The organism is Paenibacillus plantarum, assembly GCF_013141695.1.
Taxonomy (GTDB): domain Bacteria; phylum Bacillota; class Bacilli; order Paenibacillales; family NBRC-103111; genus Paenibacillus_E; species Paenibacillus_E plantarum.
Window position 1 is genome coordinate 132,835 of record NZ_WHNY01000028.1, and the last position, 15,006, is coordinate 147,840.

15 protein-coding genes and 1 riboswitch are annotated in these 15,006 nt (G+C 42.9%); of the genes, 2 read left to right on the plus strand and 13 right to left on the minus strand.

Features of this window, described 5'->3' with window-relative positions:
• Positions 1-35: 35 nt before the first annotated feature.
• Positions 36-188: riboswitch (cobalamin riboswitch) on the minus strand.
• Positions 189-220: 32 nt separating this feature from the next.
• The 10 genes from GC096_RS09830 to GC096_RS09875 form a co-directional block, all read right to left on the minus strand.
• Positions 221-748 (minus strand): hypothetical protein, encoded by a 528-nt coding sequence (locus GC096_RS09830; protein ID WP_171630065.1) that lies wholly within the window; start codon positions 746-748, stop codon positions 221-223.
• Positions 749-811: 63 nt separating this feature from the next.
• The gene (locus GC096_RS09835; RefSeq protein WP_171630066.1) at positions 812-1,078 is read right to left on the minus strand and encodes an aspartyl-phosphate phosphatase Spo0E family protein; all 267 of its coding nucleotides are present in this window, start codon (positions 1,076-1,078) and stop codon (positions 812-814) included.
• 68 nt (positions 1,079-1,146) lie between these two features.
• Positions 1,147-2,349 carry an aminotransferase class I/II-fold pyridoxal phosphate-dependent enzyme gene (locus tag GC096_RS09840; RefSeq protein ID WP_171630067.1) on the minus strand — a complete coding sequence of 401 codons (1,203 nt, stop codon included), beginning with the start codon at positions 2,347-2,349 and terminating at the stop codon, positions 1,147-1,149.
• 15 nt (positions 2,350-2,364) lie between these two features.
• A complete protein-coding gene (locus GC096_RS09845; RefSeq protein WP_171630068.1) occupies positions 2,365-2,856 on the minus strand; it encodes an Lrp/AsnC family transcriptional regulator in 492 nt (163 codons plus the stop codon).
• Between the two features lie 199 nt (positions 2,857-3,055).
• Entirely contained in the window at positions 3,056-3,976 is a 921-nt protein-coding gene (gene cysK, locus GC096_RS09850; RefSeq protein ID WP_171630069.1) for a cysteine synthase A, read from the minus strand.
• A 63-nt stretch (positions 3,977-4,039) separates the two neighbouring features.
• Positions 4,040-5,266, minus strand: a complete 1,227-nt coding sequence (locus GC096_RS09855; protein ID WP_246302668.1) for an MFS transporter — start codon at positions 5,264-5,266, stop codon at positions 4,040-4,042.
• A 125-nt stretch (positions 5,267-5,391) separates the two neighbouring features.
• Positions 5,392-5,892, minus strand: coding sequence for a hypothetical protein (locus GC096_RS09860; RefSeq protein ID WP_171630070.1), 501 nt, complete (start codon positions 5,890-5,892; stop codon positions 5,392-5,394).
• A 138-nt stretch (positions 5,893-6,030) separates the two neighbouring features.
• Positions 6,031-6,450, minus strand: a complete 420-nt coding sequence (locus GC096_RS09865) for a DUF350 domain-containing protein (protein WP_056609395.1) — start codon at positions 6,448-6,450, stop codon at positions 6,031-6,033.
• Between the two features lie 118 nt (positions 6,451-6,568).
• Positions 6,569-7,249 (minus strand): PspA/IM30 family protein, encoded by a 681-nt coding sequence (locus GC096_RS09870; RefSeq protein WP_171630071.1) that lies wholly within the window; start codon positions 7,247-7,249, stop codon positions 6,569-6,571.
• Positions 7,250-7,341: 92 nt separating this feature from the next.
• Positions 7,342-9,702: an endonuclease MutS2 gene (locus GC096_RS09875; RefSeq protein WP_171630072.1), complete on the minus strand. Its 2,361-nt coding sequence runs from the start codon at positions 9,700-9,702 to the stop codon at positions 7,342-7,344.
• A gap of 242 nt (positions 9,703-9,944) precedes the next feature.
• On the opposite strand from GC096_RS09875, the gene GC096_RS09880 reads away from it, so the two are divergent.
• Together GC096_RS09880 and GC096_RS09885 are read left to right on the plus strand one after the other, a co-directional pair.
• On the plus strand, positions 9,945-10,313 hold the full coding sequence (locus GC096_RS09880) for a phage holin family protein (protein ID WP_057315456.1): 369 nt from the start codon (positions 9,945-9,947) through the stop codon (positions 10,311-10,313).
• 175 nt (positions 10,314-10,488) lie between these two features.
• On the plus strand, positions 10,489-10,896 hold the full coding sequence (locus tag GC096_RS09885) for a cupredoxin domain-containing protein (RefSeq protein ID WP_171630073.1): 408 nt from the start codon (positions 10,489-10,491) through the stop codon (positions 10,894-10,896).
• A gap of 61 nt (positions 10,897-10,957) precedes the next feature.
• Here GC096_RS09885 and GC096_RS09890 read toward each other — a convergent pair whose 3' ends face one another.
• From GC096_RS09890 to zapA, 3 genes are all read right to left on the minus strand, one after another.
• Entirely contained in the window at positions 10,958-11,572 is a 615-nt protein-coding gene (locus tag GC096_RS09890) for a transposase (protein ID WP_171630074.1), read from the minus strand.
• Positions 11,573-12,172: 600 nt separating this feature from the next.
• On the minus strand, positions 12,173-12,727 hold the full coding sequence (locus tag GC096_RS09895; RefSeq protein WP_312886236.1) for a CvpA family protein: 555 nt from the start codon (positions 12,725-12,727) through the stop codon (positions 12,173-12,175).
• A 6-nt stretch (positions 12,728-12,733) separates the two neighbouring features.
• Entirely contained in the window at positions 12,734-14,986 is a 2,253-nt protein-coding gene (zapA, locus tag GC096_RS09900; RefSeq protein WP_171630075.1) for a cell division protein ZapA, read from the minus strand.
• Positions 14,987-15,006 lie beyond the last annotated feature (20 nt).

Below are 15,006 nucleotides of genomic sequence, written 5' to 3' on the forward strand. Positions count from 1 at the left end.
TTCCTGATTTAACGCGATCCTTTTCCTCGAAGGATGTTGTATCGGAACCATAGGCAGGTATTCTGACTCTCCAGACTTTCACAAGTCTGAATTACAGTGGCGGGACCGTGCCGGATTTAAACCGGCTTCCCCTTAACTAATAATGTTCCATTTGGAATATTACCAGTACCTACAGTTGCAAATTATACATTGATGCTATTTGTCGATTATAAATGTTCTCTTATTTTTGCGCAATAATTTGGATAACTTTCAACGCCTCGTCCATTTTTGGAGCATTCTGAGGAATGAACGCGTATAATCCTTTACCTTCAAAGCCCTGCTCTTTCATCCATTTGTTTCCAGTAAGTGGAATGCCGTACAGATGCTTCTCCGCAGCCTTACCTTCTTCTTTGATCTCGATAACCCCATCTGGATAATCCTTAGGGTTGATAATATTATCCAATGAAACGAATCCCGCTTGGTTGCTGAGGCCTTTGAACTGCTCTTCTCCCAAGATGAAGATCCCGTTCCCACCAGCAGCTAGCTCAACAATCATTTTTTCCAATGAAAAAATAGGTGATGTATTCAGCTTCACTGTAGGAAGTTCTCCTACCTTGGATTTCAGAGATACTTCCAGCTTCTCAGCTGCTTCACTTGGAAACCCGTTAGGTCCCATCATAAATACCGATACATCTGCCTTCGGTCCACCACAAGCTGTAAGCATTAACATCATTCCTAGCATGACAACGAATAACCATTTTGCTTTCATGTGTATGTATTTCCCTCCGTCACGTACTCTCTCTTTATCGATAGTCGCCAGAAAAGTCGGTTTTCACCGACTTTTCTTTCCAGATGTCATATATTCATTTATTTTTTGATCCAGTATCGTACTTAATTCAACTACCGCATCAGATGTCATTTCTCGACCTTCCATGACCATCTGTTCCATTTTACGTCTCAACGTATTGATCTCTTCTTCAAGTAAAGCTAGGGAATTTTGCTTCTTGGCATTTCTGGTCAGCCAACGCTGTCCGAACTCTTGCTCGCGAATTTGAAATTGCTTCTGAAAGTTAGTAAGCTGATATTCCATAAAAGCCATGCTCATCCCTCCTTACTCTTAGAATACCAGTTTTCGTCTCCTATGAACATATGAATTTACAAAGAATATTATAATTTCCGTAAGAAATTACCGATTCTCTCTAATGCTTCATTCAGTTGGGAAACACTATAGGCATAAGAGCATCGTAGAAATCCTTCTCCACCTAAACCAAATACATCACCAGGCACTGCAGCTACCTTAGACTCATACAAAAGTCGCTGTGCGAATTCATCCGAAGTTAATCCTGTTGCCACAATGCTTGGGAACGCATAGAATGCACCCTGTGGTTCATGGCATTCAAGTCCGACTTCACGGAAGCCTTTGACAACTAATCGTCTCCGTTGATTATAAGATTCAATCATCCGGTCTTTCTCTTCCAAGCCATTCGTCAACGCTTCATGTGCGGCTACTTGCCCCATGACAGGTGCACACATGACCGTATATTGGTGAATCTTGGTCATAGCCGAGATGAGCTCTCTGTGACCGCAAGCATACCCCATCCGCCAGCCTGTCATTGCGAAAGCTTTGGAGAATCCGCTAACGAGAATCGTCCGATCCTGCATCCCAGGAACTGCTGCGAAGCTCACATGCTTCTGGCCGTACGTCAGTTCCGCATAAATTTCATCGGAGATGACAATCAGATCATGTTCTTCAACAACTTTGGCAATCGGCAGCCAATCTTCATACGTCATAATGCCGCCAGTTGGATTACTAGGATAGCATAGAATTAATATTTTGGATTTTGGCGTAATCGCATCGCGAAGTGCCTTTTCCGTCAATTTGAACTGATCCTTCGCAAAAGTTTCGATCCCCACTGGCACACCACCACTAATGGCCGTGATTGGCGAGTAAGAAATATAACAAGGCTCAGGAATCAGAATCTCATCCCCAGGTGTAATGAGTGAACGCAGCGCTAGATCAATTGCTTCACTGCCGCCTACCGTTACAAGCACCTCGTTCGAAGGCTCATATTTCACTTTAAAGGATGTATACAAATAGTTTGCAATCGCTTCGCGGAGCTCAGGAATACCAGAGTTTGGCGTATATTTCGTTCTGCCGCGCTCCAAGGAATGTACAGCTGCTTCACGAACGTGCCAAGGTGTGGAAAAGTCAGGTTCGCCAACACCTAGCGAGATGATGTCCTCTTTACTATTGCTTACGAGATCAAAAAACTTCCGAATCCCAGAAGGCTTCATTTCACGTACCGCAGGAGCGAGGTAGTCCTGCATCGATTTTTTGCTTGATTGAATCGTAGTTTCATCCTTGATCATAGCGCTACCTCTCCCTTACGGCGAAACAAGCATTCGGTGATCATCTTCCTGATCTTCGAAAATAATGCCGTCTTGTTTGTATTTTTTCAAAATAAAATTCGTTTTCGTAGAAAGCACACGGTCGATTGGCGATAACTTGTTGGAAACGAATGAAGCCACCTGTTTGAGCGAGCTCCCCTCAATTTCAACGAGCAAATCATACGCGCCCGACATGAGATAAACCGATTTGACTTCCGGATATAAATAGATCCGTTCCGCAATCGCATCAAACCCGCGCCCGCGCTCCGGCGTAATTTGCACTTCAATTAGGGCGGTAACCTTTTCGTCATCTACTTTGCTCCAGTTCACGACTGTCGCGTATTTGACAATGACCTTATCCGCTTCCATCTCGCTTATCGCTCGCGCAACATCGGCCTCCGCCGTTCCTAACATGGTGGCGATCAGATCCGCGCTCCTGCGGGCGTCTTCCTTTAGTAAATCGAGAATTTTAAGCTTCAAAGTATCCATGGTTAAACCTACCTTTCTGAGATATGTTTCATTCATCCATTCATCTTACAATGAATTGCTGTCCTAATTCAATTACTGATCGCGGAAGAAAGGCAGAATATTTATATATATTCGAAAATTCCACTAGAATTGGCAAAATAAAAAGCCACTGGATAACCATCCAAGTGACTCTAGCGCCCATTTCCACCTCGTACAAGGGTTAAAAGAGATCCATACTTAAATATCGCTCACCTGTATCTGGTGCAATGCAAAGCACTCGCTTTCCTGCTCCGAGCTTTCTTGCAACCTGCATCCCCGTCCATACTGAGGCTCCAGCCGAAGGACCGACAAGGATGCCTTCCTTGCTCGCCAAATCCCTCATCGTTTGGATGGCATCCTCATCCGCCACTTGCACGATCTCATCATAGACGTTTGTGTTCAAAATAGCCGGAACAAAGCCTGGACTTGTCCCCACGAGCTTATGTGGCCCAGGGCTTCCACCAGACAGTACTGGTGACCCCTTTGGCTCCACTACATAAATCTGGATATTCGGCAAATGCTCCCGAAGCACTTCACCAGTCCCTGTAATCGTACCTCCCGTTCCTGAGGTAGCAACGAAAGCATCCAACCTGCTCTCCATTTGCTGCAAAATTTCAGGTGCAGTCGTAATGCGATGAATACTCGGATTCGCTGGATTCTCAAACTGCTGTGGAATAAAACTTCCAGGGATTTGATCCCGTAACTCCACAGCTTTCTCAATTGCACCTGGCATCCGTAATGCGGCTGGCGTTAGAACGACCTCAGCGCCGTATGCTTTCAGGATATTTATGCGTTCCTTGCTCATATTGTCCGGCATAATCAAGATAGCCTTATAGCCCTTGGCCGCTGCATTCATGGCAAGTCCGATCCCTGTATTTCCGCTTGTAGGCTCAATGATTGTTGCACCTGGCTGAAGCTGTCCTGACTTCTCAGCCTGATCAATGAGATTCCAAGCAGCTCGGTCCTTGACGCTCCCGCTCGGATTGAAATACTCCAATTTCACATACAGCTCAGCAGCTTCCGGTTCCAACAAGCGATTTACGCGCACCGCGGGGGTATCTCCGATCAGCTCTGTGATGCTATTCACCATTTTTGGCGGCATTGGTGTCCCCTCCTCATACCATACTCATGCTACTCACATTTTCAGCCTGAAACCTAGCCGCTGTCAAGACTTGGCTGCAGGTAACTGGTTTCGAATAAATACCCATGAGAAGAAAGTGGAGCTTCCGATGACGAGTAACAGCACATTGATGACAAGGGGCTCCTTACTCCAAGAAATAACACATATGAATAAAAGCACGCCACATACGCGCCCCACATTCAGTGATAACTCCCGCAAAACAATGTACTCTTCCCGTTGTTTGGCACTTTCATCATCCGATCCAATCAAATCAAACACTGCGGATACCATTGGAATCGAGTACATGGGAAAAAAGAGTGCAGAACCAATCCCGAATATCAGCAAGGTGCTGAACGACATTTTCCAAAAAAATGGCAAGATTACAAGAACAACCATCACCGAGCCGATGAACATACTCTTTTTACGAAAAGAAGGTCGAATGAAGCGCCCTGCTGCCCAGAAGCTAACTAACGCTACGGATGAAGTAATTAGAGCGAAATTACCTAAACTTGCTTCACTTGAAGTCGATATGTACACGAGTAATCCAATCATAAATCCAAATACACCTTCTCGCACGCCTTGAAAAAGTAAAGCCAGACTAACTCGCTTCCAAGGTGTTTGAGGTTGCCTAAGGATTCGCAGCGGCAAGAGCCACTCGTAAGTGCCACTCAATTTCCGTTTCTTCAGAAAAAAACTAACCACAACGCCTAATAGAAATATGCCTAACGAGATGGAAAAGATAAGACGATACCCTGCTCCGTCCCCTAATGAAACGATGAGTAAACCTGAAATCCACGGAGCAATAATACCAGCACCTGCGCCCAATAGGCCAACCCAACCATTGAATCGATCACGATTATCTGGATCTGTCACTTCAAAGTAAACAACGTTAAAAGATATCCAGAACAAACCTACAGAGATTCCTTGGACCATACCTAACCAAACGAAGTAATGGACACTGCTAGTCCCCATCCAGAGCACCAGCATGTAAAAACACGCTGATATGGATACACCAATACGCAAACAATTCATTTTATTGTGTTCTTTCACCCACTTCCCGGCTAACCAAAAGGTAATAGCCATCGTCAAATGGGTCGTTAAGGTGAACCAGCCGATTAACGTAAAGTCGTTTTTGGCTTTCCATAAATAAACACCGACGAATGTACCTGATAAGGCATTGGCTCCGCCGAATAGTGCATGAACAACGAGCAGAAGGATCGCTTGAGCGTCCAGCTTTCCTTTGCTTTTCACATTCGTTTGATTCGTTTGCATATTCCTCCTCCTAACTAAGACCGAATATGGGCTCTTGTTAAGCTTCCCCTTTGGAGTGAAAATATGAGGCACATGCATGCAAAAAAAACCGAATCCACGAGGACTCGGTTCCATTTTCAACGATCTTATTCTGATTTGATGCGTTCAACCATCAGCAATCGGTCCGTATCTGAGAGCACTTTCTCAACTCGGAAACATGATGGACACACATAAACATCCGTCGTGAAAGGGCCTGTTAAGAACGCACTTCCCAACGTTTTGGGAATCGTAGGTGTGAAGGAAGCTCCGCTTGTCACTTCAGTTCCAGCAAGCAGCAAGAATTCATGACAACTCGAGCATTCCGGTGCTTCTTCCTGCTCATCTGTTAATTGTTGAACCTTCTCGCCATACTTATCAAGCGGCTCATCGGAATCATCCCAAGCCAATGATAAATCCTCATCGGATTCGGCATATTCTTGCTCATTGAAACGAAGCTTCTGCCCTGTTTGCTTAACCTTCAAATCAATGCTGCGGTAATCATTCAATTCATTAAAACAGTGTGGACACTCATCCTCAGGCCCAATTTCGGGATCCCAAACGATCTCGGTTTGGCACCATGGACATACAACTTCTTCACTACTACTCATTGCGAAATCCTCCAGCTAATTGCATCTATGCATATTTCCATACATAATAAACCCCTGCCGCTACAAACACAAGCGCAATAGCAAACAAGGTTCCCCACAGGTATTTCATTGTTCAAGCCTCCAAGACTATGTATGATACTAAGTTACACAAGCTCCAACCACATAGGATAAGGAGACAGACAACGTTAAGGATAAGAAACCTACCGCACGATTATCCTTCTTAATTTCCTCATCAATTTTGAAATAAGGCGTTAGGAACTCAAAGATAAAGTAGGCAACCAACAACAGCACGAAGCCATATCCGGCCCAAACGAGAGAGTGAATCATGGTGTCATTGTTTAAAATGGCGAAACGGAATAAGTTGCAAATCCCAAAAATTTTCCCACCAGTAGCCATGGCAACCGATAGATTTCCTTTTTTAATTTCAGCCCAATCATCATACTTCGTAACCATTTCGAAGATGGTAAGGAAAACAACAAGCGCGACCACTGCTACAGCAAAAAAAGCAAGCGTTGCTAAATACGGATTACTTAACAAGACATCCACCTCTTCGTTCATATCATCTCCTGCCTTCCTTTACACAAGTAGAGAGACTCGAACTAAATCCCTTATTCCCTATATATGGTAGTAGAGACTGAGTATGACTCAGTCTCTCGCAGGTACAACTAGTATAACATTAGGATTGTTTTTTTTCAGCAAGCTTAGCTTTCATTGCAGCCAATTCATCATTGATTGCACTGCTGCTTGAACCTAAACCGTCAAGCTCATCGTCCAAGCTGCGGTTTTTGGCACGAATTTCTCCGCTTGCTTGTGCTTCGGCTTCCATTTGCAACACTTTTTCGCTCATGCGATCGAAACCTTTAGCAGCATTGTCTGTACCAAAGCCAGACATTGCTTGGTTGATTTGTTTTTGTGCTTTCGCTGTTTCTGCGCGAGCAATTAATAAATCCTTTTTGTTTTTCATTTTGTTGAATTCGTCTTTCATCTCTGTCAATTGTGCACGAAGTTGATCCGCATTCGTTTTGGCTAGATCATATTGACGTTTCAATTCATCATAACGACCTTGGTGCTCTTTCTTATCTTCCAGTGCGCGGCGGGCCAAGTCTTCATTCCCTGCTTCCAGGGCTTTCATAGCCTGCTCTGTACGTTTTGTAACCATTTCTTCGGACTCTTCAAATTGTAGTTTAAATTTCTTTTCGATAGCAATTTGTTTCGCAACTGCCGTCTCAGCTTCCAAAATATCTTCTTCCATATCGCGTAAAAACTGATTTAACATTTTGACAGGATCTTCTGCCTTATCCAATAAATCATTAATTGAAGCCATTGTCATATCACGAAGTCTTTTGAAAATTCCCATCTAAAATTCCTCCTAAGGTTTCATACTCTTTTATATCTATTTCATACGCATTACCAAAGAATGAGTTTCAAAAAGGATCAAAAATTTATAAGTTATTTCAATTCGACAACTGTAACCCCAGCTCCGCCTTCATTGTAATTACCCATCCGATAGCTTTTCACGTGTCTATGTCGACGCAAATATTCTTGCATCCCCGTTCTAAGCACACCTGTGCCTTTACCATGAATTAAATACACTTGGCCAAAATTACTCAAGAAGGATTCATCTAAGAAGCGGTCTGCCTCAATCAAAGCTTCTTCCATATTCATGCCGCGCATATCCAATTCCATTTTGACATTATCATCGCGCGTTCGCTTCAGCGTCGTTGCCACTTTCTGCGGTTGCTTTGACTGAGGCGCATTGCCAGTTTTCTCAAGGTTGGATAACTGAACTTTCATTTTCATAATACCCATTTGAACATTGGCTTCGGTTGTTCCTACTAGCTCAACAACGTGTCCTTTCTGTCCTAATGAAATCACCCTGACTTCATCCCCTGCTTCAATTTGCTCGGGACGCTTCTTCAAAGCACGCACTTGCTTGCTGCGCAGTTCTGGTGTCGCTTGATCCAGACGTCGCTTCGCCTCAACTAGCTTGTGGTCCTTGACCCCTCCGGCTTCTTCCAACGCCATGCGACGCAGGTCCGCGATGACCTCGTCGGCTTCGCGGCGAGCTTTGATAACAGCTTCGCGTGCATCGCGCTCCGCTTTTTCGAGCAGCTTATCACGTTGCTCGTCGAATTTGAGCTGCTGCGTCTCCAGTGATTTGCGCATCGCTTCAGCTTCTTTGCGCAGCTCTTCCGCAGCATAACGCTCAGATTCTGCGATCAGACGATTCTCCTCGAGGGATGCTATCATCGACTCTACGCGCTGATCTTCCTCTCCTACCTGCGTGCGCGCATGTTCAATAATGCGACGAGACAATCCAAGTCGCTCAGCAATAGCAAAAGCATTACTTCGCCCAGGAACACCGACTAACAAGCGATATGTCGGGCTAAGCGTTTGAATATCAAACTCCATGCTAGCATTAATCGTGCCTTGCTTTTGATAAGCATACGCCTTCAATTCGGAATAATGCGTAGTTGCAATAATGCGGCAGCCAATTTGATGAATGTAGTCCAAAATTGAAATCGCAAGTGCGGATCCTTCAGCAGGATCGGTACCCGCGCCTAGCTCATCCAGTAATACTAAGCTTTTCGGTGTCATATCGCGTAAAATGCTTATGATATTCGTCATATGACTGGAAAACGTACTTAAGTTTTGCTCAATACTTTGTTCATCGCCAATATCCGCATAAATGGCATCGAACACGCAAAGCTGTGTCCCTTCTTCGGCGGGTACAAACAGTCCAGACATCGCCATCAGACTCAGAAGTCCAACAGTTTTAAGAGACACCGTCTTACCGCCTGTATTCGGGCCTGTGACGATAATTTGTGAGTAATCATTGCCTAACTCCAGATCGAGTGGCACAACGGCATCCGCCGCGATCAGCGGGTGTCTTCCTCTTTTAATCTTAATAAATCCTCTATCATTCAATCTTGGCATTGTCGCCTTTAATTCTCTTGCTAAACCTGCTTTGGCAAAAGTAAAATCAAGCTCTGCCAACTGATCCACATCCAACACAAGTACTTCCACTTGTTCAGCAACTAGCTCAGTCAATGCCCGCAGTATTTTCTCGATCTCAGCTTCTTCTTTAAATTTGAGTTCACGAATTTTATTATTTAATTGCACGATCGCATCTGGTTCGATATAGAGAGTCGCTCCTGAAGCCGATTGATCATGAATCATACCGCCAAAGCTGGAACGATACTCTGATTTCACAGGAATAACGAATCGGTCATTTCGAATCGTAATGAGCACATCCTGCAGCATCTTTTGGACAGAAGAGTTACGAATCATTTGTTCCAATCTTTCGCGAACTCTACCTTCACCTGTGCGAAGCTCACTTCGAACTCGCCCTAATTCAGGGCTAGCTCCATCCACAACTACTGCCTTCTCATCAATGCAGCTATTAATTTTATCTTCTAGTTGTTTATTTTCTGTCAACAATTCCACTTGCCCTTTTAACATAGGGATCGCATATTCCTCATGTGCAGCAAGTACAAATCGCTTCAATCTACGCGATCCAAACATCGTGGTTGAAATCTCCAGCAACTCTGTTGGATTTAACATGCCACCAATTCTAGCTCTATGCAGAGGCGCACGAATATCTCGGATGCCTCCGAAAGGTGCATTACCTTTTAACCTCTCTACATTTACCGCCTCATCTGTAGCTTGTAAGCGAAGCTTAACGAGTTCGAAATCCCCTTTAGGCTCCAGCTTCTCAGCTGTCTCTTTACCTAATGATGTCGAAGCATGATGAGCTACTTTATGTAAAATCTTCTGATATTCTAATGTTTTTATTATTTTCGGATTCAATGTTCCAACCTCTTTTCTCTAACCTATATTATAAACCAAATAGATCCTGATTAGCTACGGAGACAATGATTATATGGAAGTTACTGCCCGCCATAATTATTACAAAGTTGGTTACACTAAGCCCACGCATCTAATCCTCTGCCAAAAGGAATTGCAAATCATCACAATCAAAGCATTCTGCTCAAAAAATCGTTTTTTTGTCAATGGTTCCATACCATGACAGAAAGAAGGAGGTTCACGACATGCATCTTCTTGGACATCTGGTAAGGTTTATTGTTTCAGCTTTGGTTTTAATGTTTGTAAGCTGGTTAGTCCCTGGATTTAAAGTCGGTGGTTTCTGGAGTGCATTTTTCTTGGCGCTCGTTATCGCAATCGCGGCTTGGATCATTGAAGGAATCTTCGGCAAACAAATCACTCCATTTGGCAGAGGTCTCGTAGGTTTTATTGTGAGCGCATTAGTCATTTGGGCCGCTCAATTTATTGTGACCAATGTGTCTACGAGCATGATAGGTGCCATTTTAGCTGCTTTAGTCATAGGGATCATCGACCTATTCATACCTGTAAAAACCCCTTTCGAACAAGGGCTCACAGGCAGAGAAGACCGTCGATAAACTTGTCAGTTTCCATAACTGATAACTAAGGTAAAGCCAAAAAAAAAGATCGGCCTGCAGCGTTCTCACTCGCCGGGCCGATCTTTTCTTTGTGGTTTCACCAGTTTGTCACTGTAATTTGGAAATAGGTCGTGTACAATAATGAGGATATTATTATGTATACGGAGGGGTACCCATGAAAAAACTTACAATTCTTATGATGGGACTAGCAGTACTTATTGCCATCACAGCATGTGGAAACAAAGACTCCAAAACAACACCAGCAGCAACTACACAAACTACTACAACGCCAGCCGCTACTACGAAAGCTGCAGCAGGTGGACAAGAAGTTGTATTAAAAGCTACAAATTTTCAATTCGATAAAACCGAATACCGCATCAAAAAAGGCGAGTCTGTCACAATCACACTTGACAATTCTCAAGGTATTCACGGAGCATCCATTAAAGAGTTTAACATCAACCTCAACAATGGAAATAAAACCGCTACCTTTACACCAGATAAAACAGGATCATTCCCTATCACTTGCTCCATCATGTGCGGATCTGGCCATGCGAATATGAAAACGACGTTAATCGTTGAATAATTACTAGTGCTTGCTCAATTAAACCTTTTCACGACTTCTGTGATAAGGTTTTTCTTTATTTTCAGACGACTTGAAAATATCGTAAAAAATGCGGATACAAAAACACAGATATACACGCATGCATCCACTTTTTAAACATATCTTCTTCAGCATATTTAACGTCTCTAGAAGTCCTAAACAGGAAGCTTGCTAGAATACTCGTATTCTTCTTAACTCTGATGCTTTTCTCTTCACTCTTTGGTTGCTCAATATTGCCTGCTTTAGATTCTGTAGCCAGCATTTCTGTCTTAAGCTTCCCCATACGGGCATATTGCTTGTGTAAGGCTAATTGAATTTTTTCAAGTATCAACTTAGCAGTCCGATAGTTCACACTAAGCAAATTTGCAAAAGCTGGGACCGAATAGGTCAATTCATCTTGAATCAATATTCGAATGGCCTTGAACCAGAGTAATAAAGGCAACTTCGATTTATGCATGACAGTACCAGCAGTAATAGATATTTGAGTCCGGCACTCCTTACATTCGAGTAAACCGCGTGTTTTCACTTTATAAAATGAATTATGATCGCATCTTGGACAAGAGAACCCATTCGCCCAGCGACTTCTCATTAAGAACTGCTCACACTCTTCCTCTGATTGGAAAGCATTACTCATTGAACCTATTAGATGCATTTCCATTATCAGATCCACCCCATCAATAGAACTTGTGTTCCTATATATTATATCGAACATTTGTTTCCATGTAAAGAAAAAAATGTTTATTTTGGCGAGAGTACTCTGGATTATTATCTTTTCTGAGATACCTACAATTGATAGAGTCCACTTTATTGAAATGTAATTGCCATGCACCACTCGCGGAACTTGTATGGGGGAAAGATCGGTAGCTGCTTTGAATGGAGGAGGAGTCTTAAAAGGCAGAGTTACAGTGTGGGCTTGATTTGGATGACGTAGCGTTTAGATGACTTGTGTAGTTGAGATTGAGAAACTCTTTCGAAGTAGCGTAGCCCAAAGGGCTTGGTTTGGAAAACGAATTGTTTACCTGATTTGTGGGAGAGAAAGTCTTTCGGGGATATGCAAGCAATTATCTATTAGGGGAGAACAGATTAAATCGAAGTTGTAGATACTTCAGAAAAAGTATTTTGCGATATAGATAGCCCGGACGGGTGGACGACTTCCCTATCCCTATCCCTATCCCTATCCCTATCCCTATCCTATCAAAGGGTTTCTCCCCGTAAAACAAATAAAAACTACCCCATTTTTTTCAAATGGCAGTAGTTTCTATAGAGAGATTCCTTGTTTCCACAGGTCATGGAGTTTACCCGCAACCTGCGGCAGCTCGTTAATCAAATAAGGAGCTATAGATGAGCTTGCTAGCAGCTTCTGGGAGCCATCTGACGGGATGATGGTCATGACATTTACAGCAATTACAATGATGAGCAGCGCTTCTGCTAACCCCAGTAATGCGCCGCTCCAACGGTTAATGACGCTTAGTCCTGGCGTTTTGGCAAGAAGATTCAAGGCTCTGCCAATGATCATAAGTGCAAGTTTAACACCAAAAAACAGGAGCGCAAAGGCAATGGCATTTAGAATATAAGTATCTAAATTGAGTCCTTTTACGATGAATTCATATTTTTGATAATTTTGATAGGTTGGTAATGAGATCGCACTCTTGAGTAACGGAGCAAGATCCTTGTAAAAATAAAAGGCAACTAGATAAGCTAGGATCATACCCGAAATAGAAACGATTTGTGAAATAAATCCTCGAAAGTAGCCAATCAACAGTCCTAAGGCAATGACCGACATTAAGACGTAATCTAATAGGTTCACTGTCACTTAGGGCTACCCAATTGGACTATCGGCTTCTACAAGCTCAATCCATTCGTTGTATTCGATTTGAAGCTTCGCATATTCTTCACGCAATTTCCGATATTCCTCTTTGACCGCATGAAGTTCTTCTTGTTGAGCTTCGTCGTTCATACTCAGCTGTAGAAGCTCTTCCTTTTCCTGCTGTGCTTGAGCCCAAATAAGTTCTTTCTCTTCTTGGAACTCTTGTGCTCGTGTTTCTCGTTCTGTCTGCATTTGTGCAAGTAATTGTTCAATTTTCCCTTGATAATGCTGAATGATCGCTGCCTTCTGCTCCTCAAGCTGTTGTTGGAACGATGCTTGTTGTTTGTGATAGTGACCTTCTAGATCACCCTTCGCCTCTTCGAATCTGCGGGTTTTAGCCTCTTCTTCTTCCTGATATAACAACGCGAGCGAGTCGATATCCTCTTTATAAGCGCTTGCTGCTACTTCTAACTCAGCTTGATGTTTCTGTTTAATCACATGAATCTCAGCATGGTGGCCTCGCACAATGGCTGCTATTTCGTTATGATTTTTCGTATTGTTCAAGGTTAACTCATCTCGGTGCTGCTTAGAGAGCGATTCCAATTCATTTTGATGTTTCTCTGAAATTGCACTCAACTCAAATTGGTGCAGTTCCGAAACTGCTTGCAGTTCACTTCGATGGTTCTTTGTAATTACACTCAGTTCATTTTGATGGTTCTCAGAAATTGCACTCATTTCATCTTGGTGTTGATTTGTGAGTGAAGCAATCTCATTTTGATGATTTTCTGTCAATGAAGCAATCTCGAAATGGTGCTCATCAATTTGATTCGCTAATTCACCTTGGAGTTTATCCGTAATGGCTGTTAACTCCGTTTGATATTCATCTGAAATTGTTTCAATTTCATTGAGATGACTATCTGAAATAGCTACTAATTCTGCTTCATGCTCTTCTGTTTTGAGTGCGATTTCCTCTTGTTGTTCTTCAATCAAGATCGCGATTGCTATTTGATGTTCCTCTGCCAAAAGTGTTATTGCAGCTTGATGACCGTCTGTAAGTGTCCCAATAGCAGATTGATGCTCTTGTCTCAAAGACGCTATTTGAAGTTGATGCTCTCGAGCCATGGAAGCTTGCACTTCCTGATGTTGCACGGTTATAGATTTGATTTGTGCTTGGTACTGCTTATGGATGACATCGATATCAGATCCGCTTTGCTTAGATAGTAATGCCAACGCTTCTTGGTGCTGAAGTTCTGCGTTTTCTTTATCTTGCAGATGTAGCTGGATAAGCGATTGTTTCTCTTCTTGAAGCTGTTGGTGCAAACTTTCATTTTCTTTGCGATGCGCGTCCGCAATGGCATCCAACTCAACTTTATGTTGTTCAGTTAACTTTAGAAGCTGTTGCGATTTATGTTGCTGCGCTTGCTCAAGCTGCTTTTTGCTTTGTTGATGCTGTTGCTTTTCTTGATCAAGCAGCTGCTTGCTTTGTTGATGCTGTTGTTTTTCTTGGTCAAGTTGCTGTTTGACTTGTAAGCCTTGGCGTTTCTCCTGGTCAAGCTGTTGCTTGAGTTGATCTATTTGTTTATTTGCTTGCTCTTGTTGTTGTTTCACTTGATCATGCTGTTGTTTCACTTGATCATGCTGTTGTTTCACTTGATCATTCTGTTGTTTAGCTTGTTCGATCTGTTGCTTGGCTTGTTCAATCTGTTGTTTCGTTTGATCAATTTGTTGTTTGGCTTGAGCCTGCTGTTGCTTTGCTTGTTCGAGTTGTTGCTTGGTCTGGTCTAACTGTTGATTACCAAGTTCATATTTCTGTTTCATTTGCAGCATTTGCTGATTCGATTGTTCTTGTTCTTGTCTTACCTTACTAATTTCTTGCTTATATTGTTTTTCTAGTTCTGGGATTTGTTCCAACTTCCCTTTTTGCTCAGCGAGTAAGGCTTGGTTCTTGTCGTCCTCTTGCTTCAATTCATGATACCGTGTTGTTAGCTTCTCGTAGGCGATTTTCGTCGCTTCTTGCTCTTTCTGAACTTTGCTAAGCTCTTCCAAAACTTCATTCATTCGGAAGCACTCATCAGCCATGTTTACTGCGGCTAAAACAGCGATCCGCTGCGAATCCAAACGAGGGTAGCCTTTGGCAATACGGAACATTTGGTCATTCACATATTCTGCAACGGCCTTCATATGGTTGGTGCTTGTATCTGCTTTGAGCTTGTATTGGTGTCCATATATATCAACAGTAATTCTTGTTTTATCTTCAGTAGTCAAATTAAAATCCTCCCTTAAGA